Source organism: Brevibacillus thermoruber 423 (assembly GCF_000454065.1).
GTDB classification, from domain to species: domain Bacteria; phylum Bacillota; class Bacilli; order Brevibacillales; family Brevibacillaceae; genus Brevibacillus; species Brevibacillus thermoruber.
This window is the reverse complement of the sequence record NZ_KE695655.1, coordinates 87951-114370: the sequence shown is the minus strand read 5'-3', so window position 1 is coordinate 114370 and position 26420 is coordinate 87951. Positions and strand designations below refer to the sequence as shown.

General features: G+C 59.1%; 27 protein-coding genes, 1 pseudogene and 2 riboswitches. Of the genes and pseudogenes, 13 read left to right on the top strand and 15 right to left on the bottom strand.

What is annotated here, in order from left to right; translation table 11 throughout:
- Positions 1-56: 56 nt before the first annotated feature.
- From M516_RS0121705 to M516_RS0121690, 4 genes are all read right to left on the bottom strand, one after another.
- The gene (locus tag M516_RS0121705; RefSeq protein ID WP_029100979.1) at positions 57-899 is read right to left on the bottom strand and encodes a MetQ/NlpA family ABC transporter substrate-binding protein; all 843 of its coding nucleotides are present in this window, start codon (positions 897-899) and stop codon (positions 57-59) included.
- A 44-nt stretch (positions 900-943) separates the two neighbouring features.
- Positions 944-1609 (bottom strand): methionine ABC transporter permease, encoded by a 666-nt coding sequence (locus tag M516_RS0121700; RefSeq protein WP_029100978.1) that lies wholly within the window; start codon positions 1607-1609, stop codon positions 944-946.
- The gene (locus M516_RS0121695; protein ID WP_029100977.1) at positions 1610-2623 is read right to left on the bottom strand and encodes a methionine ABC transporter ATP-binding protein; all 1014 of its coding nucleotides are present in this window, start codon (positions 2621-2623) and stop codon (positions 1610-1612) included.
- A gap of 82 nt (positions 2624-2705) precedes the next feature.
- A riboswitch (SAM riboswitch) is annotated at positions 2706-2822 on the bottom strand.
- A 130-nt stretch (positions 2823-2952) separates the two neighbouring features.
- Positions 2953-3933 carry an LCP family protein gene (locus tag M516_RS0121690; RefSeq protein WP_029100976.1) on the bottom strand — a complete coding sequence of 327 codons (981 nt, stop codon included), beginning with the start codon at positions 3931-3933 and terminating at the stop codon, positions 2953-2955.
- A gap of 188 nt (positions 3934-4121) precedes the next feature.
- Between M516_RS0121690 and M516_RS24185 the strand changes: the two genes are divergently transcribed.
- The gene (locus tag M516_RS24185) at positions 4122-4775 is read left to right on the top strand and encodes an MFS transporter (protein WP_029100975.1); all 654 of its coding nucleotides are present in this window, start codon (positions 4122-4124) and stop codon (positions 4773-4775) included.
- 62 nt (positions 4776-4837) lie between these two features.
- Here the strand turns inward: M516_RS24185 and M516_RS24180 are convergent.
- From M516_RS24180 to rnjA, 5 genes and pseudogenes are all read right to left on the bottom strand, one after another.
- Positions 4838-5199, bottom strand: a pseudogene (locus M516_RS24180) (SDR family oxidoreductase); the annotation flags it as partial.
- A 119-nt stretch (positions 5200-5318) separates the two neighbouring features.
- Positions 5319-6341, bottom strand: coding sequence for a methyltransferase (locus M516_RS0121675; protein WP_029100973.1), 1023 nt, complete (start codon positions 6339-6341; stop codon positions 5319-5321).
- Between the two features lie 127 nt (positions 6342-6468).
- Positions 6469-7341 carry an aldo/keto reductase gene (locus M516_RS0121670; RefSeq protein WP_029100972.1) on the bottom strand — a complete coding sequence of 291 codons (873 nt, stop codon included), beginning with the start codon at positions 7339-7341 and terminating at the stop codon, positions 6469-6471.
- Positions 7342-7516: 175 nt separating this feature from the next.
- Positions 7517-7948, bottom strand: a complete 432-nt coding sequence (locus M516_RS0121665; RefSeq protein ID WP_029100971.1) for a BrxA/BrxB family bacilliredoxin — start codon at positions 7946-7948, stop codon at positions 7517-7519.
- A gap of 99 nt (positions 7949-8047) precedes the next feature.
- Positions 8048-9700 carry a ribonuclease J1 gene (rnjA, locus tag M516_RS0121660; protein WP_029100970.1) on the bottom strand — a complete coding sequence of 551 codons (1653 nt, stop codon included), beginning with the start codon at positions 9698-9700 and terminating at the stop codon, positions 8048-8050.
- Between the two features lie 51 nt (positions 9701-9751).
- On the opposite strand from rnjA, the gene M516_RS25350 reads away from it, so the two are divergent.
- Together M516_RS25350 and M516_RS0121655 are read left to right on the top strand one after the other, a co-directional pair.
- Positions 9752-10099, top strand: a complete 348-nt coding sequence (locus M516_RS25350; protein ID WP_035290539.1) for a chromate transporter — start codon at positions 9752-9754, stop codon at positions 10097-10099.
- Positions 10099-10425: a DUF3889 domain-containing protein gene (locus M516_RS0121655; protein ID WP_035290534.1), complete on the top strand. Its 327-nt coding sequence runs from the start codon at positions 10099-10101 to the stop codon at positions 10423-10425. Before M516_RS25350 ends, M516_RS0121655 begins: the two co-directional genes overlap by 1 nt.
- Before the next feature lie 182 nt (positions 10426-10607).
- On the opposite strand, the gene M516_RS0121650 is transcribed toward M516_RS0121655, so the two are convergent.
- From M516_RS0121650 to M516_RS0121635, 3 genes are all read right to left on the bottom strand, one after another.
- Positions 10608-11222, bottom strand: coding sequence for an SCO family protein (locus tag M516_RS0121650; RefSeq protein WP_029100968.1), 615 nt, complete (start codon positions 11220-11222; stop codon positions 10608-10610).
- Positions 11223-11298: 76 nt separating this feature from the next.
- Positions 11299-11613 carry a rhodanese-like domain-containing protein gene (locus tag M516_RS0121645; protein ID WP_029100967.1) on the bottom strand — a complete coding sequence of 105 codons (315 nt, stop codon included), beginning with the start codon at positions 11611-11613 and terminating at the stop codon, positions 11299-11301.
- Between the two features lie 391 nt (positions 11614-12004).
- Positions 12005-12583 (bottom strand): GNAT family N-acetyltransferase, encoded by a 579-nt coding sequence (locus M516_RS0121635; protein ID WP_029100966.1) that lies wholly within the window; start codon positions 12581-12583, stop codon positions 12005-12007.
- Positions 12584-12677: 94 nt separating this feature from the next.
- A riboswitch (SAM riboswitch) is annotated at positions 12678-12788 on the top strand.
- Between the two features lie 96 nt (positions 12789-12884).
- On the opposite strand from M516_RS0121635, the gene M516_RS0121630 reads away from it, so the two are divergent.
- From M516_RS0121630 to M516_RS25345, 10 genes are all read left to right on the top strand, one after another.
- A complete protein-coding gene (locus M516_RS0121630) occupies positions 12885-14186 on the top strand; it encodes a homocysteine synthase (protein WP_029100965.1) in 1302 nt (433 codons plus the stop codon).
- Between the two features lie 367 nt (positions 14187-14553).
- Positions 14554-15492 (top strand): AAA family ATPase, encoded by a 939-nt coding sequence (locus M516_RS0121625; RefSeq protein ID WP_029100964.1) that lies wholly within the window; start codon positions 14554-14556, stop codon positions 15490-15492.
- A 7-nt stretch (positions 15493-15499) separates the two neighbouring features.
- Positions 15500-16690, top strand: coding sequence for a DUF58 domain-containing protein (locus tag M516_RS0121620; protein ID WP_029100963.1), 1191 nt, complete (start codon positions 15500-15502; stop codon positions 16688-16690).
- Entirely contained in the window at positions 16687-18015 is a 1329-nt protein-coding gene (locus M516_RS0121615) for a DUF4129 domain-containing protein (RefSeq protein WP_029100962.1), read from the top strand. Before M516_RS0121620 ends, M516_RS0121615 begins: the two co-directional genes overlap by 4 nt.
- A 142-nt stretch (positions 18016-18157) precedes the next feature.
- The gene (locus M516_RS0121610) at positions 18158-19246 is read left to right on the top strand and encodes an ArsR/SmtB family transcription factor (RefSeq protein ID WP_029100961.1); all 1089 of its coding nucleotides are present in this window, start codon (positions 18158-18160) and stop codon (positions 19244-19246) included.
- A 1-nt stretch (position 19247) separates the two neighbouring features.
- On the top strand, positions 19248-20057 hold the full coding sequence (locus M516_RS0121605) for an ABC transporter permease (protein WP_029100960.1): 810 nt from the start codon (positions 19248-19250) through the stop codon (positions 20055-20057).
- An 11-nt stretch (positions 20058-20068) separates the two neighbouring features.
- On the top strand, positions 20069-21055 hold the full coding sequence (locus tag M516_RS0121600) for an ABC transporter ATP-binding protein (protein WP_029100959.1): 987 nt from the start codon (positions 20069-20071) through the stop codon (positions 21053-21055).
- Positions 21052-21867, top strand: a complete 816-nt coding sequence (locus tag M516_RS0121595) for an ABC transporter permease (protein WP_029100958.1) — start codon at positions 21052-21054, stop codon at positions 21865-21867. The genes M516_RS0121600 and M516_RS0121595 overlap by 4 nt, the downstream gene beginning before the upstream one ends.
- A gap of 116 nt (positions 21868-21983) precedes the next feature.
- Positions 21984-22898 carry a Nif3-like dinuclear metal center hexameric protein gene (locus M516_RS0121590; RefSeq protein WP_029100957.1) on the top strand — a complete coding sequence of 305 codons (915 nt, stop codon included), beginning with the start codon at positions 21984-21986 and terminating at the stop codon, positions 22896-22898.
- 221 nt (positions 22899-23119) lie between these two features.
- Positions 23120-23974 (top strand): septal ring lytic transglycosylase RlpA family protein, encoded by an 855-nt coding sequence (locus M516_RS25345; RefSeq protein ID WP_152523460.1) that lies wholly within the window; start codon positions 23120-23122, stop codon positions 23972-23974.
- A 196-nt stretch (positions 23975-24170) separates the two neighbouring features.
- On the opposite strand, the gene M516_RS0121585 is transcribed toward M516_RS25345, so the two are convergent.
- From M516_RS0121585 to M516_RS0121575, 3 genes are all read right to left on the bottom strand, one after another.
- Positions 24171-24902, bottom strand: a complete 732-nt coding sequence (locus tag M516_RS0121585) for a hypothetical protein (protein ID WP_065068272.1) — start codon at positions 24900-24902, stop codon at positions 24171-24173.
- 772 nt (positions 24903-25674) lie between these two features.
- Positions 25675-25881, bottom strand: coding sequence for a YezD family protein (locus tag M516_RS0121580; protein ID WP_141669812.1), 207 nt, complete (start codon positions 25879-25881; stop codon positions 25675-25677).
- Positions 25882-26052: 171 nt separating this feature from the next.
- Positions 26053-26322 (bottom strand): DUF2325 domain-containing protein, encoded by a 270-nt coding sequence (locus M516_RS0121575; RefSeq protein ID WP_029100954.1) that lies wholly within the window; start codon positions 26320-26322, stop codon positions 26053-26055.
- Positions 26323-26420: the final 98 nt, after the last annotated feature.

Below are 26420 nucleotides of genomic sequence, written 5' to 3'. Positions count from 1 at the left end.
AAATGAAAATGAAAACGCCCGAATCAACCGATTCGGGCGTCACGGGAGGGATGGGCTTAGAACGCCGGCACAACCGCTCCTTTATACGTATCCTCGATGAACTTCTTCACATCCGGCGAGTTCAGCTCTTTCGCCAGCTTTTGGATGGCCTCGGAGTCCTTGTTGTCCGGACGTGCTACCAGATAGTTGGCGTACGGAGACTCCTTGTCTTCGATGATCAGTGCGTCTTTGGTCGGCACCAGATTGGCTTCCAGCGCGTAGTTGGTGTTGATCATCGCCAGATCCACTTCTTCCAGAACGCGCGGCAGCATGGCTGCTTCCACTTCTTTGAACTGCAGGTTTTTCTTGTTCTCGACGATATCTTTTACGGTGCCTTTGATGCCGACGCCGTCTTTCAGCTTGATCAGGCCGTTTTTCTCCAGCAGGGCCAGCGCGCGGCCGTTGTTGGTCGGGTCGTTCGGCAGGGCGATGGTTGCGCCGTTCGCCAGTTCATCAATCTTCTTGATTTTCTTGGAGTAGGCGCCGAACGGCTCGATGTGTACCGGCACGACCGGCACCAGGTTCATGTTCTGGTCTTTGTTGAACTGCTCCAGGTACGGAATATGCTGGAAGAAGTTGGCATCCAACTGCTGTTCGTTCAACTGTACGTTCGGCTGCACGTAGTCGGTAAATTCCTTGATTTCCAGGTTGATGCCCTGTTCTTTCAGTTTCGGCTGGATGAATTTCAGGATTTCAGCATGCGGTACAGGCGAAGCGCCCACTTTCAGCGTGATTTCTTTTTGTTCGCCCCCGCCCGAACCGCTGTTGGCCGGATTCGGAGCGGTTTCGGTTTTACTGCCGCATGCGGCCAAGGACAATGCCAGTACAGTGGACAGAATGGAAACAGCCCATTTTTTCACGGATGATTTCCCCTTTCTCTTTCCTCATATTTATGGTGAAGATCTTACTTGCGGCTGAAGCGGATCACCAGTCTGTCTCCCAGCGTTTGCAAGATCTGAACCAACACCAGCAAAATCACGACCGTAACGATCATCACATCGGTCTGGAACCGCTGGTACCCGTAGCGGATGGCCAGGTCGCCCAGACCGCCGCCGCCGATGACGCCGGACATCGCCGTGTAGGAGACGAGCGCCACGGTGGTAATCGTAATGCCGGCAATCAACCCCGGCCGGGATTCGGGCAGCAGCACGTTCCAAATGATCTGCCAGTTGGACGCCCCCATCGACTGGGCCGCTTCGATTACGCCGCGGTCCACTTCCCTGAGCGACGTCTCCACCAGTCTGGCGAAAAACGGAGCCGCCCCGATCACCAGCGGCGGGATCGCTCCCTTGACGCCCAGCGACGTGCCGACCAGAACCTTCGTCAGCGGAATCAGCATGATCATCAGGATGATAAACGGCACCGAGCGCAGCACGTTCACGACAAAGGACGCAATCGCGTAAAAGGCGCGGTTTTCCAGAAGCTGTCCCTTGGAGGTGAGAAACAGCAGGACGCCCAGCGGCAGTCCGATCAGGACGGTAAACAGCGTCGAGAAGCCCAGCATCGTCAGTGTATCCAGGGTGGCTTGGCCGATTTCCGTCAGATCGACGTTTTCAAACGTCAGTCCCATTTACATCACCTCCACTTCCAGGCCGCGCTGGCGCAAGGTTTCGATGGCGCGGCTGCTCTGCTCCGGGTCGCCGTTCAATTCGACGACCAACTGTCCGTACGGCGTCTCTTTCATCCGCGAAATGGTGCCCTGCAGGATGCTGAACATTGTGCCGGTCTCCTGCATGGTCTGGAACAGGATCGGCTGGTACGTCTTTTCGCCCAGGAACGTGACGCGGACAATCGTCCGGTCGCCGGCCGCCTTTTCGTGGGCCACCGCTTCCCGCAGCTCGGCGGAATCAGCCACCTGCTCCACGAACTCCCGCGTGGTCGGATGCTGCGGCTTGAGGAACACGTCCAGAACCCTGCCTTCCTCGACGATGACGCCCCCGTCGATGACGCCGACGCGGTCGCAGATGGAGCGGATGACGTGCATCTCGTGCGTGATCAGCACGATGGTCAATCCCAGCTTGCGGTTGATGTCCAGCAGCAGGGCGAGAATCGAATTGGTCGTCTGCGGGTCGAGCGCGGATGTCGCCTCGTCACACAGCAGCACTTTCGGATCGCTGGCCAGCGCGCGGGCGATGCCGACGCGCTGCTTCTGCCCGCCGGAGAGCTGGCTCGGATACTTGTCGCGGTGCGCTTCCAGGCCGACCAGCGCGAGCAGTTCGCTTACCTTTTTGTCAATCTCCGCCTTTGGCCGCTTCGCCAGCTTCAGGGGAAAGGCCACGTTCTCCGCCACCGTGGCCGAAGAGAGCAGATTGAAGTGCTGAAAGATCATGCCGATTTGGCGCCGCTGCTCCTGCAGCTTGCGGTCATCCAGCGTGGTCAGGTCGACGCCGTCTACGATTACGTGACCGGATGTCGGACGCTCCAGCATGTTGATGCAGCGAATCAGCGTACTTTTCCCGGCACCGGAATGTCCGATGATGCCGAAGATTTCTCCCTTTTCTATGGTCAGGTCAATCCCGAGCAGCGCGGGGACCGTCTTACCTTGTACCGTGTAGTTCTTGCGCAAGTTTTGCAAGCGAATCATCCGGTTCACCTCCCTGATACGGAACAAACCCCTTTTTCAACATGAAAAAGGGGTTTGCATCGTTATCCGATCACATCCACCCTTCTCATCTCTCAAGATTCAGCCGATCTTGTAGGAATTGGCACCGCGACACCCATCTGTGCGATGAGCCGGTTGCCGGGCTTCATAGGGCCTGTCCCTCCGCCTCTCTTGATAAGAAGAATTTCTCCGTATATGCTGTTTGTTTGTATTCACGTTGATACAAATCGGATTATATTCCATTTAAAAAAACTCTGTCAATAGCAAACAAAGGAAAAAGATGTTGGCCCACGCGCATGCTGCGGCACGCATCAGTTCTGCGTGCCGCTCGTTTCGCGATCAGACTCCGCCTCCGGTTGAGAGAGCTGCAGTTTTTCCTGGATAAAGGCCTGAACCTGCTCCACATCGGGGATGAGGACGGCACCGGCGCGATTGGATTCGCGGAACATCCCCATCGGCGGAAGCTGATACTGGCCGGGCTGTTGGGTATTCAGCGTCAACCCCAGCGACGCCAGCTTCAACATGTCCATCGAGCTGATGTTGGTCTGCACGTACGGGGTGATCTCCTTCAAAATGGACGGGAGCTGGATCAGCGTGGTGCCGCTCTTCATCTGGTCGGCCAGCGCGGCCATCAGCTTGCGCTGCCGCTCCGTCCGCGTGTAGTCAGATGTCGCGTCGTGACGGAAGCGGACGTATTGCAGCGCCTTGGAGCCGTCCAGCCGCTGCAGCCCTTTTTTCAGATCGATATCGTACACGCCTTTGTCGGTGGGGTCGCGGTACCGCATGTTTTTCTCCACGTACAGCTCCACGCCGCCGACGGCGTCAATCAGATGCTTGAAGCCCTCGAAGTCGGTGATCACATACCGGTTCACCGGCAGTCCGGTAAACTGGCTCACCGTCTCCATCGCCAATTCCGGCCCTCCTTCGACGATCGCCGAATTGATCCGGGCATGGCCGTGGCCGGGAATCTCCACATAGGTGTCGCGCAAGATCGAAAACAGATCGTATCGTTTCGCAACCGGATCAATGCTGAGCAGCATCATCGAATCGGAGCGGGGCAGCGTGCTGCTGTGCATGCCGCGCCGGTCGACGCCCATCAGCAGGATGTTGACGCGTTCCTTGCCGTCCCACGCGGGAATCTCCGCCGCTTTCGTCGCACCGGCGGAAGGATGGTCAATCACGTTGGGCTGCTGAATGTCCTCGGCAAACTGATACAGCGAATATCCGTAGTACCCCCCTGCCGCGGCGACTGCCACGATCAGGAGGAGCAGCAATCGTTTCAAAAAGCGCATTTGGAAAACGCCACCTTTGTCTCTTTCTGAGATGATGATATACTCCCCACTTTGACTAGTATACTCGAATCTGGTCGAAGCCGGGCAGCCTTTATTTGGTTGGAATCTTGTTTTTAAACTTTTTAGTTTACAAAGTTTATAAACGGGGGTATACTATGGAAAAACCTGCCGATAGAGGGTGACCGCGAATGATCTCCCCCAGAAACTGGTTTCGCCGATACCCGCGGGACGTGCTGCTCTTTCTCGCCGCCAGATGCATCAACGCGTCCGGCAGCGCTTTTATGTGGCCGCTGACCACGCTTTACGTCCATACGCATCTGCACCGTTCGATGGCCGAAGCGGGTGTCGTCCTGATTACCGACAGTTGGCCCGTGTACATCGGATTGATGGTGGGCATGGGCTTTTTGTTCAACGTGTCCTCCCCGGCGATTCAGGCCTTTGTCGGCTTTCGCTGGCAGGAGCGGCGGCGGGAGCTGTTCAATGTCGTGTATGTGGGCAACAACCTGGGCATGGCGATCGGCACCTTTCTCGCCGGTTTGATCGCCAGCTTTTCGTTTGCCTTCACGTTTTTGCTGAACAGCGCCAGCACCTTTCTGTTCGCCTTGTTCTTTTTCCTTTTCATGAGGCGCGTCTCCCACGAGGAGCTGGCGGGCGGCGATGATGCCGGCAAACGGAGCGGCCGTCCTGCTCTGTCTGGTCCACTCTTCGTTTCATCGGGAAAAGCGGACAGCGGCCGATCAGCCGGCCCGCTCTTGTTGACGGAACGGGCACACAAACGGGCTGCGTCCGGCGGCCTGACACGGCAGCAAAAACAGTTCGGCCCGACTGTCCCATCACGATAAAAAACAGTCCTTTTCCTGCACGCCAGCAGGAAATGAGGACTGTTTTTCCATGTGGACAGGCGTTACGGGCGCGGGCAGGTAAGCGACTTGCCGTTGTCTCGCGGACCGAGGGAGAGAATGAAGGGCACGGCGGTACGGCTCCACTCCTCCGGCGTCGGGGAACTGTCCACCTCTTCCGGGGCACACGCGCGCAGCATCGCTGTATCGATGCTCCCCCCGGGATCAAGGGCCACCGCGGCCATCCCCTCCGGAAGTTCTCGCGCCAGCGACTGAGTCAGTCCCTCCACGGCGAATTTGGAGGCGCAGTAGGGGGCAAGCAGCGCTTCTCCGTATCGGCCCCCCCCCCGGAACTGATGTTGACAATCACACCGCTCCCTCTTTCCACCATGGCCGGCACCAAGGCGCGGATCACGTTGGCCACCCCGGCCTATCAAGCAGTTGTTTCATACGTCATTGCGATAAAATGGTCAGCCCTCCGGCTCCCTTCTTTCGCCGGAGGGCTGACGATCACTCTGCAAGCTGCTGTCGACAGGGCCATCCCCGTCACACAGGAATTCCTTCCAGCATGCAGACGGATGCAGACGTCGGGACGATTCGCTCCAGTTCAAAGTCAGCTTTCCGGAAAAGCGTCCGAAACTCCGCCTCGGTCCGTTCCCTTCCCGTGGCCATGATCATCATTTCCAGATCGATCAACGTGGACGGATGCGGTTGGTTTCCGGCCGGAACGACCATCTCCATCACCAGGAGCTTTCCGTCCTCCCGGATGGCCCGGCGGCAGTTCCGGAGAATGGCAGCAGCTTCGTCGTCGCTCCAGTCGTGGAGGATGTTCTTCAGCACGTACACATCGCCGCCCGCCGGAACCGATTCGAAAAAGCTGCCGGCAATGCACGCGCACCGATCCGCGAGCCCGGCCTCCGCAATGTGCCGCCGGGTGCCTTCGATCACGGAGGGAACGTCGTAGATGACCCCTTTCAGGCCCGGATGAGCGTTCAGGATGGCGGTCATCAGCCGTCCGTGTCCGCCTCCCACGTCGATGACCCTGTCATACGGGGAAAAATCGTACGCCAGGGCCGACACCACCCGGTGGGACATGTCCGACATGGCCTGGTTAAAACGCTCGCCCGCATCAGGATGATTCGCCAAGTATGCAAAAACGCCCATGCCGTGCACATCCTGAAACGCCGGTTTGCCCGTCTTCACCGTGTACATGATGTGGCTCCACGCGTCCCGATGCCATTTTTCCCCCACCATGATCGCCATGCCGCGCAGGCTGTTCTCCCCTGTCTGCAGATACGAACCGAGAGGACCCAGCGCAAACCGCTGCTCGCCTTCCTCCTGAAACAGCCCGATGCCGCACAGAGCCCGCAAAATCCGATAGAGTGACGGAGCATGGGTCTCGGTCACCTCGGCAAGCTCGCCGGCGCTTTTCGGCCCGTCCGCCAGCAAATCGGCAATTCCCAGCTTGGCGGCAACATAGATGGCCTGCTGCACCCACCCCCCGGTGATCCATTCCATGACCCGATCGGCAGACGCCGGTTGTGGCAGTGCCTTCTTTTCGTTTTGCATCCTGTCTCCCCCGCTACATGGATTTTGTCTCACTGCAAAGGGTATTCAGGATTGCACGGAGAAATTCCATTATTTTCAAAATAACAAACGCTCCCTTCCTCTTCGGAAAAGAGCGTTTGTCTCCCGGTTAAAACCGCAGCTCCGGCAGCTCATACCACTCGCCGGACATCCATTCGCTCGCCTTCCAGCGCAGCACATCGGGACGGACAAGCGAAATGATCTCCTGGAAAAAGGCGACCCGCTCGATGTCGGTCATCGGGACAAAGCGGTTGACCGCCTCCACATCCGCCTCCAGCTCGCTCATCTTGCTGACGCCGAGGATCGCGGTGGACACGGGCAGACTCCAGGTGTAGCGCAGCGCCTGTTCCGTCCACGGCGCCAGTTGGCCAAGCGCCATCACCTTCATGCCGATGACGGCGACGCCTTTTTCCACCGCCAGCGGGACGAATTCATGGGCAAAGCTGTAGATGAAGTGATCCAGCGCCGACAGGGCGACCAGCGCGCTGTCAAACGGGAAGCGGCGAATGGCTTCCGCCAGCAGGCGGGGATCGGTATGGCCGCTGATGCTCAGTTTGCGCACCAGCCCCTGCTCCCGCGCCTCGACCAGCGCTTCCAAGGCACCGCCCTTGGCAAAAATGGCTTCGAAGTCGTGCGGCTGCATCACGTTGTGCACCCGCCACTCGTCGACGTAATCGGTCTGGAGCCGCTTCAGGCTGGCTTCCAGATCGCGCCAGGCCAAATCGCGCGTCCGACCGCCGGTTTTGGTGGCGATCCACACCTTGTCGCGCAGCCCTTTCAGCCCCTTGCCCAGCCGCGTCTCCGACTGGCCGTCGCTGTAACTGGGAGCCGTATCAAAATAGTTGACGCCCAGCTCCACGGCGCGGCGAATAATGGCAATCGCCTGCTCCTCGCTGCAGCCGTGCTCGTCCACGATGCGCTGGGCGCCAAAGCCCAGCAGGGAAACCTGATGGGGGTCTCGTCCAAACGAACGGGTAATCATGCTTGGTCATCCTTTCGCAAATGCGCCCCGCGATCGCGCGCGAACCGCATCCCGACCGCAGCCGCTTGCAAGCAGCCTGGCCGGGGGCCGCGGGCGGGCCGGGCAGAGGCGCTTCGTTTTCCCAACCACGCAGAACAAGACGCCCGCAGCGGAGCGTCTTGCCTTACGTTCGTCATCAGTCGCAGTATTTGTCGTACGCGTCGGTCAACAGCTTGGAAATGGTCGCCAGGTCGTTGTTTTCGATCTGATGGCGCTCGATCATCGTCACCAGCTTGCCGTCCTTCATCAGGGCAAACGACGGAGACGACGGCGGATAGCCTTCAAAGTACTCGCGCGCCTTGGCGGTCGCCTCTTTGTCCTGGCCGGCGAAGACGGTGTAGAGATGGTCCGGCTTTTTCGGATGGTTGAGCGAGTGGGCCACGGCCGGACGGGCCAGACCCGCCGCGCAGCCGCAGACGGAGTTGACCACAATCAGCGCGGTGCCTTTCAGGTTCGGCAGGGTTTTCTCCACTTCCTCCGCCGTGCGCAGTTCGGTGAAGCCGACGCGGGTCAGCTCGTCGCGCATCGGTTGAATCACTTGATTCATGTATGCCTCGTAGGACATCATGGGGCATTCTCTCCTTTTTCCGGTACATTTGCTTTTTATTATATCCCGTGAAAGCCCACAGGAGAATGGTTCCCGACACTTTCACAGATTCGGCCGCGCCTATACTTCCATCAGGATGGTCAAAATCATCGGATTGCGGCCCGTCTTTTCATAGATAAACGGCTTGATCACTTCGTTGATCTGCGACTTCAGCTCGGACCATTCCTTGATCTTCTTGTCCAGCGCCTCCTGCAGCTTTTGGCGGACGAGCACGGTGGCCTCCTGGATCAGCGATTCCGATCCGCGCACGTAGACGAAGCCGCGGCTGACGATGTCCGGCCCGGTCAGGATCTTGAAGTTTTTCATGTCCAGGCTGACCACGACCACCATCAGGCCGTCTTCCGCCAGATGCTTGCGGTCGCGCAGCACGATGTTGCCGACGTCGCCCACGCCGCTGCCGTCGATCAGGACAATCCCGGCGGGCACTTTGCTCAGCCACGCTTTTTCCCGATTGCAGTTGAGCACGTCGCCGTTGTCCATGATGAAGATGTTGCTCTCCTCGATGCCCACCTGCTGCGCCAGTCTGGCGTGCATTTTCAGCATGCGGTACTCGCCGTGGATCGGCACGAAGTAGCGGGGGCGGATAAAGTTGAGCATCAGCTTCAGCTCTTCGCTGCTGCCGTGGCCGGACGCGTGGATGTCGAACACGTGGCTCAGCACCACGTTGGCTCCCGCCCGGTACAGCTTGTCAATCGTCCGGCTGACGTTCACCGTGTTGCCCGGGATCGGCGAAGCGGAGATGATGACCGTGTCCTCCGGATAAATCTGCACCGAGCGGTGGGACCCGGAGGCGATGCGGGTCAGTGCCGCCATCGGCTCGCCCTGGCTGCCCGTGCAGATGATCAGCACCTGGTTGTCCGCGTAGTTGTCGATGTGCTTGACGTCAATCAGCATGCCCTCCGGCATCTGGATGTAGCCCAGTTCTTGTCCGATCTGAAACACTTTTTCCATGCTGCGGCCGATGACCGCCACTTTCCGGTCGCACTCCATGGCCGCGTCCACCACCTGCTGCAGGCGGTGCACGTTCGATGCGAACGTGGCCAGGATAATCCGCCCGCGCGCCTTTTTCACCACGTCGAGAATGCCTTCGCCCACCATGCGCTCCGACATGGTAAACCCGTACCGTTCGCTGTTGGTGCTGTCCGACAGCAGCGCCAGCACGTCGCCGCTGCTGCCGATCCGTGCGATTTTGCCGAATTCCGTGGTGGGACCGACAGGCGTCATGTCAAACTTGAAGTCGCCCGTGTGAATGACCATGCCCTCCGGCGTGTGGATGACGATTCCGAACGAATCGGGAATGCTGTGGTTGGTGCGGAAAAAGGTGGCTTTCAGCTTTTTGAACGGGATCTCCGTGTCCTCCGAAATGGGGATCAGCTTCACCTCGTTCTGCATCCGGTGCTCTTCCAGCTTTGCCTTGACCAAGCCCAGGGTGAGGCGGCCGCCATAGATCGGCACCTTGATTTGCTTCAGCACGTACGGGATGGCGCCGATGTGGTCCTCGTGTCCGTGCGTCAGCAGCAGCGCCTTGATCTTGTGCTGATTCTCGATCAGATAGGTGATGTCCGGGATGACCAGGTCAATGCCGAACATCTCGTTTTCGGGGAATTTGACCCCGCAGTCGATGATGACGATCTCGTCTTCGTACTCGACACAGTACATGTTTTTGCCGATTTCGCCGAGACCGCCCATCGCGAAAATCTTTACGTCGCTCAATACTCGTTCCTCCTAATAGATTTCGTGCATGTTTTGTTGGAAACCCGACCAATGCATGCCACTTCTTATTGTATCACATCGCGGCGCCTTCGTTTCATCCAGTCTTGCCATTTTCCCGCATTCTGCTACCGGATGAGGAAAAGAATCCGGAAAAGAAGCGAAAAGAGCCCTCATGAACCGTCATCTGCCGGAAGCGGCGCAGGTGTTTCTCAAGCCGGGAGCATCGCCTTTGGCGGGCCTGCCGCCCACATCGCCATGATGAATGAAGAAATTGTACAAAAGCGAAAGTGGGTCGATCAAGAAACGTTTCTCGACCTGCTGGGGGCGTGTACGCAGCCGGTGATCGGGCACACTACCGCTCAAGCGGACATTTTCTTCAGAGAGGCAGGTGTGCTCTGATGCGCGACCGATTGCACCGGCGGGGCTGGACAGCCGCATGCGCGGCGGCGCTGCTGCTGCTCCTCCAAGCCCTGCCGGCCTCCGCGCAGCCTCCCTACGCCAAATGGGGGCGGCTCGCGATCGAACAGACGATGAAAACGTACCCGCAGGCGGAGATTGTCGACTACCTGCATGTCGGGCGGACGAGCAAAACGCCCGCTACGTGGGAAGAGACGTTCAAGCTCCTGCTCCGGGAGGGCGGCCGCACGTGGGCGGTTTTGGTGCGGATCGAGTTTGACAAGCGGACGGAGACAGTCATCGCCATCCGTTTGGAAGAGACCCGCTGAACAGCCAATGTGCCGCAGAGAACCCCGTGATTCCCGAAGAGGGCCGCCCATGAAACAGATGAACCCGCCCCCGGGACCGCGAACATCAGGTCCGGCAGAGGCGGGTTTTTTTACGGAAAATGATTTCCGGCAGGGCCGGCCCGCTGCGTCATGCAAAGGCCGGGGCGGCCCCGGTTGGCTGTCTAATCGGCCAACTGCTCGATGTCTTTCAGCATGTTGTCCATATCCATGTCGGACGCCATCCCGTACATGCGGCGCATGTTGCCGTCCTTGTCGACGAGGAACATGCGGGCGGTGTGAGCAAACGAACCGTCAGGCTGTTTCAGGACGGCGATGCCGAAGTCCTTGGTCACTTTCTCCACGGCCGCTTGATCGCCGCGTAGGAAGTACCAGCCGCTCTGATCGGCGCCAAACTTGTCCGCGTACGCCTTGAGCACTTCCGGCGTGTCCCGCTCCGGGTCAAAGGTGATCGTCACAAACGCCACCTTGTCTCCAAACAGCCCTTTGGCCTTCAACTGTTCCTGCATCTTGGCCATGTTAAACGTCGTGGCCGGGCAGATGTCCGGGCAGTGGGTAAAGATGAACTCCACCAGCCGGACCTTGCCGTTGGTTTCGGACAGGGTGAATGTGGACCCGTCGATGTTGTCCAGCGTAAAGTCGTTCATCTGTTTCACGACGGGGATCTGGCTCTTCTGCCAGTACTGGTAGCCGAATACCCCGACGACGAGCAGCGCCAGCACGGCGGCCGCCACGGAAAACCAGTGGCGCTGCCAGAACGACGCCTTGCCTTCGCTCATCTCGCTTGCCTCCTCATCCTGATCGCGCTTCCCCCCGCCAAACGGCGATCACGCGCTTTCTGTCTGCACCGATGCGTTACGCTTCCGTTTCCCCCGGCCAGGCGAGCATGCCGCCCACCATGTTGGCCGCGTCGAAGCCCAATTCCTGCAAATATTGGGTGGCCATGTGACTGCGGGCGCCGCTTCGGCAGACCAGCACGACCGGCGTCTCCTTGTCCAGCTCGTCGACGCGATGCGGCAGAAAGCCGAGCGGAATCAGTTTGGCTTCCTTAATGTGGCCGCCATTCCACTCCTCCACCTCGCGCACGTCGATGACCTGCAGCTTTTCTCCCGCAGCCAGCTTCTCCATCAGCTCCTGCGGCGTGATTTCCTTTACCCCTTGTTCCGCCATGTTTACTAGCCTCCTGTATCTTCATGAACGTTGATTCCATACCGCCTCCCATCATACCATACCGGCGGCTATTTTCGAACAGGCCGTCCCTGCACGGACGCGGCGTCACAACGGGAAGAGCCCGAGCCGCAGGATCAGCGACGGGATCAGCAGGAACAGGCCGGCGATCTGCGCGATCACCAGCACGGTGCTCATGGCCGGGGCTGGAAGTAACACAGTGCATCTGTATCTTTCTCACAATCACCCCTATTATAGGGCTGCCCCGGCCGGAAAGTTGTGAACGAGAGAGGGCGAAACGGTTACGCAATTGTGACGGGGGGCGCTGCGGTTCCTGCTTCAAACCGGCCCCGATGGGAGCGGAACCGGCCCGCCTCAGCCCGCCGTGTACGGATTAGTCACGGACCGCTTCCCCCCTGGCCGCCCGTTCCTTTTCCGCCAGATACCGGAGAAAATCGTCCCGCTTGAAGGCGTGCAGCACACAGGGGTGCTGCTGCCGCTGCTCCAGAGCGGCGTGCTCCTCGGGATACTCGCTTTCCACGTGAAGCGTGACGTAGGGCAGCTTCTCCTGCGCTTTTTGCGAGCGGATGTTGGTCGTCCGCGCCCCGGCGAAGACGATGTCCAGGTCCAGCTCGCCAAACGCGATGGACAAAATCGCTTCCTTGGCGAGCTGGTTGTACCCTTTCCCCCAGTACGCCCGGCCCAGCCAACTGCCGATGTGACAGCGCCGCCGCTCCCTGTCGATGAACATCAGCGTGGTGACGCCGATCAACTCCTCCTTTTCATTGAAGACGACCCGGCTGACGGCTCTTCCTGCCCGCTCCTCTTCCGTAATGTGCCGGATAAACCGCTTCGTATCCTCGACCGACTGGTCCTGCAGGCTGAGCGCGCCGCTGACGGCCGGATCGGAAACCAGCGCAAACATGCGCTCCGCATAGGCCAAATCGTGTGGACGCAAGAAAACAGCAATCATGACAATTCCCCCTTACTTACTCGGAAATTTGTATTGACCGAATCCGGCTGTCCCCCTATAATACCAGATAAGCACAATTTTCAAAATTTCCACGATTTCATCAAGAGCGGCGGAGGGACAGGCCCGATGAAGCCCGGCAACCGGCAAACACCCCTGCTTGCATGGTGCCAATTCCTGCAGAATCCCGGATTCTGAGAGATGAAACGGCCGCTTGATCGGGAATGACCGAAGCCTTCTTTCTCTCCGGAAGAAGGCTTCGTTTGTTATCCATCCTTTATCCAGGAAAGAGGGAGAGATGCCCATGTCGGACCAACGCCAGTGGAAGCCGGAAACCATCGCTCTGCACGGAGGACAGTCGCCCGATCCGGTGACGGGAGCGCGCGCCGTGCCGATTTACCAGACGACCTCGTACGTGTTTCGCGATACGGAGCACGCCGCCAACCTGTTCGGGCTGAAAGAGACGGGCAACATCTACACACGCATCATGAACCCGACCCAGGACGTGTTTGAACAGCGGGTCGCCCTGCTGGAAGGCGGTGTCGGGGCGCTGGCCACTTCCTCCGGGCAGGCGGCGATCGCCTTTTCCATCCTCAACATCGCCCAGGCCGGCGACGAAATTGTCGCCTCCAACAGCCTGTACGGCGGCACCTACAACCTCTTCTACCACACGCTGCCGCGGCTCGGCATCACCGTTCACTTCGTCGACCAATCCAACCCGGACCATTTCCGCTCCAAAATCAACGAAAAGACAAAAGCGCTGTTCCTCGAGACGATCGGCAATCCGCGCATGGACGTGGCCGACATCGAGGCGATTGCCGCGATTGGCCACGAACACGGAATTCCGCTGATCGTGGACAACACCTTTGCCACGCCGATCCTCTGCCGTCCGTTTGACCACGGAGCGGACATCGTCGTTCACTCCACCACCAAGTTCATCGGCGGACACGGCACGGCCATCGGCGGCATCATCGTCGACTCCGGCAAGTTCGACTGGAGCAGCGGCAAGTTTCCCGGCCTGACCACGCCCGACCCGAGCTACCACGGCATCGTCTACACGGAAGCGCTCGGCCCGCTGGCGTACATCGTCAAGGCCCGCGTTCAACTGCAGCGGGATATCGGGGCCGCCGTCGCGCCGTTCAACGCCTTCCTGTTCCTGCAAGGGCTGGAAACGCTGCATCTACGCATGGAGCGGCACAGCGAAAACGCCCTGGCCGTCGCCCGCTATCTGGAGGCACATCCCGCCGTGGAGTGGGTCAGCTACCCGGGATTGGAGAGAGATCCGCACTACCGCCTGGCGCAAAAGTACCTGCCGAAAGGCGCGGGGGCTATCCTCACCTTTGGCATTCGCGGCGGCGTCGCCGAAGGGAAGAAGCTGATCGAGTCGGTCAAGCTGTTCTCCCATCTGGCCAACGTCGGCGATTCCAAGTCGCTCATCATCCATCCGGCCAGCACGACCCACCAGCAGATGTCGGAAGCGGAACAGCTTGCCGCCGGCGTCACCCCGGGCCTGATTCGCCTCTCCGTCGGCACGGAGGCGATCGACGACATTCTCGCCGATCTGGAGCAGGCGCTGAAGCAGGCGGTTCCCCAGCAGGTCGGATAAGGAACGGGTCTGGTCCGTTGGGGCGCCCCGCCGCGCCCAAAGCGGCCGGGAGATGGCGCGCGTCTGCGCTCGTTTGCGTCAAACAGCGAAGCGGGAGTTCCCCTTCGCTGTTTTTCTTGTTTCCGACGCCTTTTCTTCACCCTCTGTTCCCGCGGCTTTCAAGCACCCAGTTGCTTGACTGTGCGCCGCCGATGAAGGTCGCAAACGTTCCCCCGCCGATCAGCGGCGCGCTCGTTTCAGAGGGCCGTTTTTCCGATCGGGATAATTTTATGAAGATTTGGCAAAATCAGGCGTTCCGAGGTATAATACCTTCCATACTGGAACAACCGGGTCTCGCGCCCTATTTTCCCATAAAGGAGACGTCCTCATGACCCATCGCCCTTTGGACACATTGCTGGAAAGCGTCAACCGCGTCATCGTCGGCAAGGAGCCGCAGATCCGGCTGCTGGTGACGGCTCTTCTGGCCCGCGGCCACGTGCTCTTGGAGGACCTGCCCGGCATGGGCAAGACCGTGTTGGCCAAAACGCTCGCCCAGGCGATCGGCGGCACCTACAACCGGGTGCAGTTTACCGCCGACCTGCTGCCTTCGGACGTGGTCGGGCTGCACGTGTTCAACCAGCGGACCGGCGCGTTTGAACTTCGGCGGGGACCGGTGTTTGCCGACGTGCTCCTGGCCGACGAGATCAACCGGGCCACGCCGCGGACACAATCCGGCCTGTTGGAATGCATGGAAGAACGGCAGGTGACCATCGAAGGGGTGACGCTTCCCCTGCCGCCGACGCTGTTGGTGATTGCCACGCAAAACCCGATCGAATCGGAGGGAACCTATCCGCTTCCGGAAGCGCAGCTCGACCGCTTCTTGTTCCGCCTGTCGCTTGGCTACGGCAGCAGGGAAGACGCCCGGGAGATCCTCCGGCGGTTCCGGACGGGCTCACCGCTGGAGCAGGTGGAGCCGGTGATCAGCGTCGACGAGATCGCTGCCATGCAGCGGGACGTGACAGCGGTACACGTCAGCCCCGCCGTGGAGGAGTACATCATCGATCTGACGGAAGCCACCCGCCGCCACCGCTCCGTGGAAACGGGCCTCAGTCCTCGCGCCATGCTCGCCCTGCTGCGCTCGGCGCAGGCGGCCGCTTACCTGGACGGGCGTACCTACGTCCTGCCTGACGATGTCAAAGCGGTGTTTCCCGCTTTGTCCGTCCACCGCATCCGCCTGTCGATGGAAGCGGAACTGCACGTGACGGAGCAGGAAGTGATCGACGACATCCTCAAAAGCGTGGCGGCACCGGTCGAAGAAGGCGTGTGATCCACACATGAGCACGAGACAGGTCTATCACGCTTTGGGGTTTCTCTGCCTCCTGTTTGCCCTCTTTTCGGGCAGCCGCTTTCTCTGGCTGTTTGGCGGCTTCTTCTTTTTCATGACGCTGGCTCACCGCTGGTGGCGGGCCAATCTGCCGCGCTGGGTTCGGCTGGAGTGGAGCGCGGACCAGAGCCGGGTGATGCCGGGAACGCCCGTCACCGTCCGTTTTTCGCTGCACAACCGCTCCTGGCTGCCGCTGCCCGGCACGGTGATCCGCGTGTCCTTTCCCGAACACGTGACGGTCGAAGGGGCGGACGACGTGACAGCGAGCAGCCAGCGCTGCACGGTTCGCTTCCGCTTCCACCTGCCGCTTAGGACAAGCGCGGAACGGACGTTTACGCTCACCCCGCACAAGCGCGGCCTGGTGTGGCTGACGGAAGCCCAGGCGGACACGCTCTCCGTGTTTGGCGAGGAGCAGGACCCGATTCCGCTCCCGCTGTCGTTTTCCCTCCTGGTCTACCCGCTGCCCTTGACGCTGCCCCCGCTGTCGGCGGCGGCAGCCGAGCCTGACGGCGGCAGCGTCTCGCGCAGACGCCTGGAGGAGGACGTCACGTTTTTGCGCGGCGTGCGCGGCTATGCGCCGGGAGACCGGCTGAAACACATCCACTGGAAAGCCAGTGCGAAAACCGGCGCGCTGCAGACACGGCTGTTCGAACCGACCGCCCGCCCCACCTGGAAGGTGGTGGGACACATTCTGCCGTCCTACGAACCGCTGCTGCAGCGGCAAAATGAAACGGTGAACGAGCGGGTCATCTCCGCTCTTGCCGCCCTCTCCGTTCTCTGCCGCCGCCAATCGCTGTCCTGCGACCTGTTCCTGACGGTGAAACAGCGCGGACGGGAGCAGTTCCACCTCCCCGCGGGCAGCGGCAAGGCTCACCACGTCCATGTCATGACACAGCTCGCCCGCCTGTATCAGTACATGCCGACTTCGCTGGCGGCCGTATTGCGGCGTCTGGAGCACAGCGGCACCCGTGACGCGATCCTGATCGTCACCCCGCGTCTGGACGGACCGGCGGAAGAAGCGGTCAAACGGCTGGTGCGGCACGGCCACAGCGTCACGGTGCTGGACGTGTCGGAAGAGCAGCCGGTCCTGCGCCGGCACGAGTCCGGCCGCACCCCGGCGAGGAAGGTGGTCCTTTCATGACGTGGTCCATGTTGGGACGCTGGACGCTGGTGTTCTGGATGGAAGCGCTGCTGACGGCCTCCGTGCTGATGCTGTTCCGGTGGCTGCCGGCCCGGCCGGAAAGCATGATCGGCTTTGTCCTGGCCGCCGCGCTCCTGCTCGCCCTGGGAAGCTGGCTGTACCAGGGGGGCGGACACCACCTCCTGCTTCACCTGCTGCTGTATCCGCTGGTGGCGGCCGTCGGCGGTCTGTGTTACGCCGCTTTCGGCTCCTGGCTGCTCGCTTTGCTGCTGGCCGCCCTCTTTTTCTGGCGAATCCACGCCGCGCCCTCGATTCCGTGTACGCCTGTCCATCTGCGCCACCGCTTTGTGCTGGCGCTGATCATCTGCCTGTTCCAACTGGTGCTGGCCGGCCTGTTCGGAGCGCTGGCCGCCCCGCAGCCGCATGACGTTCGGGCGTATTACGCGATACTGGCTTTCGTGCTCGCCAGCCACCTCGTCACCGGCTGGGGCGAGTACCTGACGCGCGAACCGCCGGGCGGAAGCGCCGCGCCGATCTCCCTTGCCGCCGCTTTGGGCGGTCAACTGCTGACCACCCGGCTGCTGCTGGCGGCGGGATACGCCCTCGCAGGCGGCGGCCTGCTCTGGCTCCTGGCGTGGATCTGGGGGCTGGTCAAAGAACCGCTGGGAGACGGTCTGTACCTGTTGGCCCGCCCGCTCCTCCTGGGAACCGCCGCGCTGTTTGGCAAACTGGCGGAGGTCCTGAGCGGAAACAGCCGCGTCAACGGGCTGTTCAACAGCGGAACGGATGTCGTCGAACAGCCGTTGGAGGAGATCGCTCCGGCCGGCGGCGAGACGCTGTTTTCGATGGCGGAACCCTACCTGATCGCATGCGTCTCGGCGCTGGTCCTCGCCACGCTGGCGCGGTTCATCTGGAAACGGCGCTACCGGAACGTCGGCGGCACCGCCGTCTCCCCTGCTCCGGTTCAAACCGCCTGGCGCCCGGTCGCCGCGGACGCATCGGCAGACGAAGGTCCCCTCTGGGAGCTGGACACGCTGATGCGCGGCCCGTCCGGCCCCGTCGACGATCCGGTGCGGTATGCGTACTACCGGTTTCTCCAGCACATGGCCGAATCGGGGATGCGGATCGAACGGCATGAGACCAGCCACGAATACTTGCGGCGCATCCGCTCGCAGTGGGCCAACCCGGACGTAGTGGAACTGGCCGGACAGATCACCGGCTACTACGAGCGGTACCGCTACCGCCAGCAGCCGCTTTCTCCGGAAGAATGGAACGACCTGGAGCAGTGCTTGCGGAAGCTGCGGGACTCGTCCAAGCGCGAATGATGGATCGGCACAACCACGCCTTTCTCCGGCGTGGTTTTTCATTTGGTGTATTGACATAGCGATTCCCCTCCCCCATAATGTCTTCACTTTTGCCATCCGCCACAATGAATTCACCAAACAGTTAATCGAAAGGAGGGAGACCATGCAGGATCTGCCGCTGTGGCTGCGCAAGCGGGTGTCGGCCGCGTACATTCCCGGCTGCGAGTTTTTTCTCAGCCTGCACGTGCTGGCCAATCCGGACCACCACACATCCCGCATCGGCTGGGCCCGCGAGACGCTTAACGCTCTGCCGGCCGGCCTGGCACGCGACCTGCGCCGGTTTGACGCGCTCTCCAACCACTTTCTGAACGTGCTGGACTTTCTCTCGCCCTGGGAAGAGACGTACCATCATTCGGTCGAAGCGGGGCTGGAACGGGTGCAGGCCATGTCTCCGGAAGAGTTTGCGGAAGCGATGATGGGGCCGATCTGCCACCGCCGCCAGCTCCAGGCGTGGATGCGGGGGCATACGGACGAGGCGTTTGAACAGCTCAAACCGGAGCACCGCGAGCTGATTCGCCGTCCGCTGGCCGCCAAGCGGGACTTTCTCGATTTTTGCTACGCGTACCTGCCGTTTTTCCAGGCGGAGGAGCGGCGCATCGAGCCCTGGCTGATCCGCGCCGTGCATGAAGCGGCGGAGCGTCTGGCCGCCGACCCGGTATCGTTTCTCTCCCGGGTCCACCCGCGGCTTCACGTCCACGAGCGCTTTCTGCAGTTTCACAAGGCGAAAACCTACCAGTTTGCCTACGAGGAATTGACGCACATCTACCTGATCGTCTCCACCTTTGCCGCGCCTCATCTGCTCCTGGGCGTTTACGCCGACCGGATTACCGTCGGCCTGCACGTGGACGTTCCGGGGACGGCGGAGAAGGCTGCAATTCCGGCCGATTTTATCGCCAAAATGAAGGTGTTCAGCGATCCGACGCGGGCCGCCATCCTGAAGTCGCTGCTCGGCCACCCCTACTGCGTTCAGCAGTTGGCGGCGCTGCACGGCATCAGCGAACCGGCCGTGGTCAAACACATCAAGCTGCTCGCCGACGCCGGCTTCGTCTGGAGCGAGCGGCGGGGGCGCTACGTGTTTTACCGCGCGATGCCCTCCCGGCTGGAACAGTTGGCCGTCGACCTGCACGAGTTTATCGACATGCCTGACGCCGGTCTGCCGGCCGCCCCATCTTCGACAGAACGGAGGAAATGACGTGTTTCAGGTTGCCAAAGCCACCTTTCTGCGCAACACGCTGGTCATGCTGAGAGCCTATCCCTGGTCGTTCGTGATCGGCCACATCCTGGCCGGCGTGTACACGGTGCTGTTTGCCTATTTTGCGTATACCCACGTGTTTGCCGGCCAGTTGGACGACCGCTTCGTCCGCTACGCCGGCTCCGCCGACTACCTCTCCTACGTCATTCTCGGCGGCGCGTTCTACTCGTTTGCCGTCTCCACGCTGATGAACGTCAGCCGCTCGCTGATCACCGAGCTGCGCGAGGGGACCCTGGAGGCGATGCTGCTCACCCCTTCATCGCGAAAGGGGTACTTTCTCGGCAACGTCACCCAGCAGTTGATGCGGACGCTGTTTGAATTTTCCGTCATCCTGCTCGTTGGCCGCCTGTTCGGACTCAATCTCGCGGGCGCCGACGTCTGGAGCGCGGCCGCCGTCTGGCTGCTGTCCACGGGAGCATTTTTCTGCCAGGCGCTGGTGCTGGGCAGTGTGATGCTCCGCTTCCGCGACACCTACATTACGCAGAACACCTTGTTTGTCCTGATGGCCTTTCTCTCCGGGGTCACGTACCCCACGGCCTACCTGCCGGAGTGGCTGCAGCCGCTGAGCCAGCTCCTGCCGCTGACGCCCGCGCTGGAGGCGTTTCGCCACAGCGCCATTCTCGGCCAGCCGCTGTCGGCATCCGCGCCGCAGCTCATGCACATGGCCATCCTGTCCGCCGTCTACGTGGCGGTCGGCGCCGTCGGGATTCGCCGGATGGAAAAACGGGTGCTGGAATCGATCTTTGGATAGGAGGATGACACATGTTTCTGGTGGAAAACGTACGCAAAGTGTACCGGATCAGGGAGCGGGGAAGCTGGTTCTCGCGCCAGTGGAAAGAAGTGGAGGCCGTCAGCGGACTCTCGTTTGCGATGCGGCCAGGCAGTATCGTCGGGCTGTTGGGCGTCAACGGCGCCGGCAAGACGACCACGATCAAAATGTGCTGCACGCTGCTGGAACCGACCAGCGGCTCCATCACGGTTGACGGCTATGACGCCGTCCGCTGCGACCGGCAGGTAAAGGCGCTGGTCAACATGATCGCCGGCGGGGAGCGGATGCTCTACTGGCGGCTGACGGGGAGGGAAAACCTGCAGTACTTCGGCAGCCTGTACGGCTTGTCCGGCTCCCGTCTGGCGGAACGCGTCGACACGCTGCTGGATCTCGTGGAGCTGCGGGAAGCGGCCGACACCCCCGTGGAGCGCTACTCCAAGGGGATGAAACAGCGGCTGCAGATCGCCCGCGGGCTGATCAACGACCCGAAATACCTGTTCCTGGACGAACCGACGCTGGGGCTGGATGCCCCCATCGCCCGCCAACTGCGGCGGCAGGTGAAGCAGTTGGCCGCCGAGCAGGGAAAGGCGATCCTCTTGACCAGCCACTACATCCACGAGGTGGAAGAGCTGTGTGACGAGGTCTACATCATCGACAAAGGCCGGCTGGTCGCCCACGACACGCCGGAACGCCTCACCCGCTCGTTCTGCCGGGAGACCACCCTGCGCGTCACGATTCCCGTTCTCCCCGACGCGCTGCAGCGCGACCTGCGCCAGCTCGCCGAACGGCACCGCGGTACGTGGGACGTGGCGGAAACGGACCAACAGGCATGGGAGCTCACGCTGCGCAGCGAGGCAGACCTGACCGCTCCCCTCCTCTCCCTGCTGGCCGCCCACCAATCGCCGGTGCTGCGCCTGGTCACGGAACAGCCGTCGCTGGAAGACGTCATCCTGCAGATGGCGGAAAGGAGGAGCGCATGAACGAGTGGATGAGCCTGCTCTGGGCGGAGATCAAAAAGGAACACCGCCATTCGTTTCACAGCAGTCTGGTGTACTTCAGCCTGCTGATCTGGCCGGTCGTCATGTTCGTCACGGCGTACTATTCGTTTGCCCCGTTTCGCATGGGAGCGGACAGCCCGCTCGCCCGCTTCGTCGCCCCCGGGCAGCTTCCGCTGTTTCTTTTGACCGGCTATCTCGGCTACATCTTTTTTTGGTGCCTGGTGCAGTCGGCCTGGCAGATGAGCTTTGAGCGGCAGGCGGGCACGATGGAGATGATCTTCATCAGTCCGGTCAACCGGCTCGCGTTTGTCTACGGCCGCTCCCTCTCTGCGCTGGTGGAAGGCGTCTGGCTGTTCTTCTGCTTCACGCTGCTGGCGATGGCGTTTGTCGGCGGCATTCACGTCAGCGGCTGGTGGGCCGTTCCGCTCGCCTTTTTGATCCTGCTCGTCTCCGCCGTGGTGTGGGGCGGCTTTCTCAGCGTGCTGTTTCTCTTCTCACGGGACGCCGGCTTTCTCTACACCGTGCTGGACGAGCCGATGCTGATCTTCTCCGGCGTGCGCCTCCCTCCGCTGGCGTTCCCGTTCTGGGCCAAGCTGATTTCCCTTTGCTTTCCGCTCACCTACGCGCTGCACATGGTTCGGGCCCTGCTGATGGAAGGAGCGGAACTGGGCGATCTGTGGCAGGAGCTTGGACTGCTCGCCGGCGTGCTGGTTCTGCTGGTGACTGCTTCCGTCTTTTTGTTGAAACGGGCGGAACGGCATATGAAACGGACGGGCAGCATGGTGCTGTATTAGAGGAAATCTGCCGTTCGTTCGGTCGTTTTCCCGGAAAAACGGCGGGACCGGCAGCGCCCCGCAAGCGGCCGTCCGGCACCATCAGGTGTTAAACACCTGTACAAGGAGGGATTCTCATGGAAAGCCTGACGCATCTGGAACAAGCGTTCACCCGACTGTTTCGCATGGACGAGTGGGAAACCGATCCCGGCTTCAGCCGTTTCATTCCCATGGTGTACGAGCCGGTCGGGTTTGACTGGCGGCGCTTTTTCGAAGCGGAGTTCGTCCGCCGCTTCAACGGCCTGATGCTCAGAGGACGCGAACAGGTACACACCGTCTTTTTGGCCGTCTTCCCGACCGACGAGGTACTGAAGCGCTTCCTGGACGAGTCAGTGCCGGGCGACCTGTTGTTCATGCACCACCCGCTGCTGATGGAATGCGGCGACCCGCGCGGCCGCTGGGGCAGGGGGTTCGTGCCGATCGGGCGGGACTTGCTGCTGGCGCTAAAGAAGAAAGAACTCTCCATCTTCACCTGTCACCTCCCGATGGACACCAGTTGGCCGCTCGGCACCGGCGGCGCCATCATGGAAGCGCTGCAGGCCGAGCCGATCCAGCCGTTTTGTCCGGCGGGAAACGGCCATGTCGGCATGATTTGCCGGGTAACCGTGACGGATACCCGCTCCTTAATCGATCGTTTAATCACCTTGTTTGACATTCCCTACGTCGATTTCGAGGGAAAGGAACGGGCGCGGATCGAACGAATCGCCATCCTCCCCGGCTGCGGTGACGTGGCGGCGATGATGCGGGAAGCGGAAGCCAGCGGAGCCGACGCGTACGTGACGGGAGAGATCCACTGCCACATCGACAACGAATACGGGCGCACCAAGTACGCCACGGTCATGGCGTACGCCGTCGAAACGTCCATGTCGCTGATTGGCGTTTCACACGCCGCCTCGGAATACCTGGTGATGAAAACCCAGGTGAAACCCTGGCTGGAAGAGCGCTTTTCCGTAAACGTGACGCTGCTCCCGCAGTCGCGGTGGTGGTGGTAGGCGATCACGTACATGAACACGACCTTCTTGGACATACCGTTTCGCTTTCTGCACGGCATCTTGCCGTGCTTTTCTATTTTTCCTGAAACATTCGGTTGCTTTTTTGCCCGTGATTTTTCCTACATGGGTGAAGGCACAAAACGAGCGAAAAAGGTTAGGGATAGACCTTCTAGCTTGTATCCCTTTTGTTCCTTCTCAAATGAAAAAAGGGGGAAACTCATGTGGCTAATAACGCTTCGTACGCTTATTCCAACGGCAACTATAATGTCACTGTGAATGGTATGACAGTCTACACTACGAGCAGTTCGACTACAGCATCCACTATTGCCCAACGTCTAAACAACATTTTTTCCGATCCCAACCGCGATCTCGATTTTATCACGCCTTCTTTTGTAAATGGTTCCTATGTAGTAATCTGCCCCTTGGTCCGGAAGAATCAGGGCCACAAAACGTATTTTTATGACTCAACTTCTAACGCTGCAAACAATTATTATGATGAAAAACTGTATGAAAATACCTACTGGAATGACTCAAGAGATATCAATCAAACAGCCATTTTGACCATTACCAACAGTTCACGCCCTTGGGTCGACGCGCTTCAAATTGCGAACAATATTCGCTATGCAGTGACCCCCAATTTTAATACAGCCGCAGGGAAAAGCTATATTTCCAGGTTTACGATGCCAAGCAATACGTCCAGTTCTGTTGCCAGTGTCATTTCTTCCGCAGCTATCTTGCAATATTACGGACACCCCTGCCAAGGAACTCAACCAGGTACTACATCAACTTGTGGTACTTTGACCGTGCAAAACATTTGGGGGGCAGCGGTAAGTAACGGAGAAGTGTTCCATCCTTGTGATCTAACCGCTGCAATGACCTCAACCAACAGTTGGAACACAACATACCGGAACAAGTTTGTGAAAGTCACGAACTTGTCCAATGGGCAATCGATCGTGGTACGAGTCACTGATACCGCCCCTGCCAATCAAGGGATCGAATTAACGTATCGAGCATGGCAATCAATCGGACAACCTGCTCCAAACTCAAAATCAGTAAAAATTGAATTGATGAGCTAAATCACCAAAAAGTGGGTTATCAGCAAAGAACTGATAACCCCCTTTTCTACTTCGCAGGATAATCTCTCATCTCTTTTGGGGGATATGGTACGGAAATGGATGCTGCGGACCGGCTTTGAATGGACACCTCTTTCAGGAGAGGCTGGCTCCTTCGATCCACAAGCCCTGCAGGTCATAAGGAAAAGGGCGTGTGTGCCTACCTTTCTGTAACCAAAGACAATCCCTTTGAGGTGTATCTGTATGTTTTTATCGCGGAATCAATCCCTGATTGTACTTGAAAGAGTGGACGAGTATACCAGACACTCCTTGCCTTTGCTAGCTTGTTAAGATTTGCACTGACAATCCGATTGTCCCTCCATGTGTAAATCCGGGTCTCAAACACACCAGGGCTCCCGTAGGATGTTACGATTTCCTCCACTCCATCTTGATCCAGATCTGCTATATCTGCAACAGGTTCATTTAAAAACAGAAGGATGGAAGGTTTCGCTTCCTCGATGGTTATATAATAGCGGAACGGACAGTTTGCTCCGCATAATCCTTTTACTTCAATAACTGATTTCTGGAACAGTGAAGATTTCTGAATTTCTAGCTTGTCAACATAAGGTAATGCGCCTACATCTCCAAATTCATACAAGACATCTCCAATTTGAATACCTCCGAACAAACGGTTTGGATCCTCATTAGCCTTCAAGAAAGCAAACAGTTTGGCGGTATCAAGGTGTTCCTGCTTTACGACCTGTTTGATTATCCCCCTATCCAGTAACGTTACCTGTTGTTCCACCTTTACTTCTTCAAATGAAAGAGGGATGGTCGTTTCTTGTTCTGCGTTTGTGGATGCGACAGGGGTATCGTCTCCGTGCGTCTGGACAGGAGAACAACCTGCAGATAATAGGGACATGCCAAGTAAAAGCAGCACCATGTGCTTCAATATTGTCACCTCGAGTGATTTGGCCAACCTTGGCGGCCAAAAATTTCGGGCTTGCCTTACGGAGGTAAGGACGCTTTACCGAGATCTGCTCCATAGGTTCGGTAATACGAAGTCGTTCGTATTTGCAGGAGCAATCGGTTTCCTATGCTTACCAGCGATCGTAGCTACTCCTTGCCCTGCAAAGATGAGTGGTGTGCCACTGTTTGAACGATCCCGGTTTTTGTGTGGCAGGGCGTTCATTTGAACAAAATGGATGATTTACCAAAACATTATAAATCGGTGTGAGCCCCATGTCAAAACAACGCAAATACTCTGCTGTACACCCGTATATTGTCTACGGCAGTCACTATTGTGCCCAGTTGCTTCCAAAGCATGAGGTCATTCGCGCTTCTTTCCAAAAATAGCACGCGAGATTGGCCAAGGTCCCCTCAATAAAGGAAATATAAAACCAAAACGAACTATGGATTCGGTATCAGAGATAAAGTGGGCAGCTTAGAATAGAGCTTTCGTAAAATTTATGCATATGAACCCAATGACGATACTCAAAGCCTATATATAACCGGCGAAGAAAAGCAAGGAGATCAGTATTTGCCAACCTTCATGATCCTTACAAAAAACAATGTGATAGAACATATGGTTCTTTCCAATGAATAATACCTGTCGTAAAGGCATGGTACAGCCCAAGCCGTGCTATGCTCACACACAAAAAAAGGCACGGGTTTCTGTCCCGTGCCCTTTGATGGTTCGCTCACCCGTGCCGTCATCATGACGGCTATCTGCCCCGCCCCGCCTGCCTCGTGTTGGATTTGACGGCGGCGGCGCGCTCCAGGGGAAAGCGCGTCTTTTCGGTTCGTTCGATTTGCGTGATTTGCGACTCGTGCACGACGATGTGCAGGGTACCGTACTCCAGACCTTCCAGTGCGCGCAGGATCATCTCGATGCGGGAATCGGCAAGCTCTTCGTGATTCCGGTTCACCATGTGATTCACTCCTGTCCAGCCGTTTTTCCTTCCCGGTCCCGTCCGGCCGCTGCCTGTCAGCCCAGGGACGTGAGTGCGGCACGGTTGACGTGCCGGAAGCGGCAGTGGTTTGAAGAAAGCATAATTCATATTAATCATATGTGTCAAGTCGGAATTGAATGAACATTATGTTCACAGCCGCTTCACGATGGACGCACACGAGCGTTTGCAAAACAGGATGGGTACGTTTTTCGCCTTTGCCTGATGTTTTACGTGCCACGACAGATTGTGATTCACAAAGTCGGTAAACACGACAATCATTTGGGTGTCGACGGGAATATGTACCTTGTATTGGGAGTGTTTTCGCCCCGATACGTGATAAATCTGCCGGTATCCCCTGCCGTGAAGCAGCTCGGTGATATTCCCCAAGCGGTCCCCTCCGATGACCAGCACCGCAGCCATTGTTTTTCCTCCCCTCTTCTGAAGCTAACCGGTTCGGCCCGGCTGTAAAAAGAAAAGAGGTTTCTCCCCTCGGGGAAAAACCTCTAGTGGTCTAGTCG